This window comes from Mesorhizobium sp. M7A.F.Ca.AU.002.02.1.1 (genome assembly GCF_003998535.1).
In the GTDB taxonomy this organism is placed as follows: domain Bacteria; phylum Pseudomonadota; class Alphaproteobacteria; order Rhizobiales; family Rhizobiaceae; genus Mesorhizobium; species Mesorhizobium ciceri.
The window spans coordinates 1-1,627 of the sequence record NZ_RZPB01001071.1 but is presented as its reverse complement, the minus strand read 5'-3'; the positions used below and the strand labels follow the sequence as shown (position 1 = coordinate 1,627).

At 61.8% G+C, this 1,627-nt stretch carries 1 pseudogene; it reads right to left on the bottom strand.

The annotated features are described in order from the left end of the window. A pseudogene (locus tag EN879_RS35090) lies at nucleotides 1-1,430 on the bottom strand (DNA-directed RNA polymerase subunit beta'); the annotation flags it as partial. Nucleotides 1,431-1,627: the final 197 nt, after the last annotated feature.

Below are 1,627 nucleotides of genomic sequence, written 5' to 3'. Positions count from 1 at the left end.
TCCAGCGACAACGGCACGTGAACGGCCATCTGGTCGCCGTCGAAGTCGGCGTTGAAGGCCGTGCAGACCAGCGGGTGCAGCTGGATCGCCTTGCCTTCGATCAGGATCGGCTCGAACGCCTGGATGCCGAGACGGTGCAGCGTCGGCGCACGGTTCAGCAGCACCGGATGCTCGCGGATGACCTCGTCGAGGATATCCCAGACTTCCGGACGCTCCTTTTCGACCAGCTTCTTCGCCTGCTTGACGGTCGAGGAGTAACCCTTGGCGTCGAGACGGGCGTAGATGAAGGGCTTGAACAGTTCGAGCGCCATCTTCTTGGGCAGGCCGCACTGGTGCAGCTTGAGCTCCGGACCGGTCACGATGACCGAGCGGCCGGAATAGTCGACGCGCTTGCCGAGCAGGTTCTGACGGAACCGGCCCTGCTTGCCCTTGAGCATGTCGGACAGCGACTTCAGCGGGCGCTTGTTGGCGCCGGTGATGACGCGGCCGCGGCGGCCGTTGTCGAACAGCGCATCGACGGCTTCCTGCAGCATGCGCTTTTCATTGCGCACGATGATGCCGGGGGCGCGCAGCTCGATCAGCCGCTTCAGGCGGTTGTTGCGGTTGATGACGCGGCGATAGAGATCGTTCAGATCCGACGTGGCGAAGCGGCCGCCGTCCAGCGGGACGAGCGGACGCAGGTCCGGCGGGATCACCGGAACCACCTTCATGATCATCCATTCCGGACGATTGCCGGATTCCATGAAGTTCTCGACGACCTTGAGCCGCTTCAGATACTTCTTCTGCTTCAGCTCGGAGGTGGTCGACGCCAGTTCCGAACGCAGGTCGCCGGCGATCTTCTCCAGGTCCATGCCGGCCAGGAGGTCATGAATGGCCTCGGCGCCGATCATGGCGGTGAACGAATCCTCGCCATACTCGTCGACGGCGATCATGTACTCTTCCTCGCTGAGCAGCTGGTGCTCCTTCAGCGCGGTGAGGCCAGGTTCGGTGACGATGTAGTTCTCGAAGTAGAGGACGCGCTCGATGTCCTTCAGGGTCATGTCGAGCAGCGTGCCGATGCGCGACGGCAGCGACTTCAGGAACCAGATATGGGCGACCGGTGCCGCCAGCTCGATATGGCCCATGCGCTCGCGGCGAACGCGCGACAGCGTGACTTCGACGCCGCACTTCTCGCAGATGACGCCCTTGTACTTCATGCGCTTGTACTTGCCGCACAGGCACTCATAGTCCTTGATCGGGCCAAAAATGCGCGCGCAGAACAGACCGTCACGCTCCGGCTTGAAGGTGCGGTAGTTGATGGTCTCCGGCTTCTTGATCTCGCCGAAAGACCAGGACAGAATCTTCTCAGGGCTGGCAAGCGATATCCGGATGGAATCGAACACCTGCGCAGGCGCCTGCGGATTGAAGAGATTCATGACCTCTTGGTTCATGCCGTTCTCCTTTTCGGGATCCTCGAAGATCCCTTGCATCTAGTCGCGAGCCAAACGCCCGCCGTCTTTGTCGGCCACTGGCCGTCGAATTCTTCCTGGTTGAGCATGATCCTGTCCGAAAACCGGTAGCCACTTTTCGGGATCATGCTCGAGGCGCGCCGCGGACAGCCGTGGCGCGCCATTGCCTTACTCGGCCG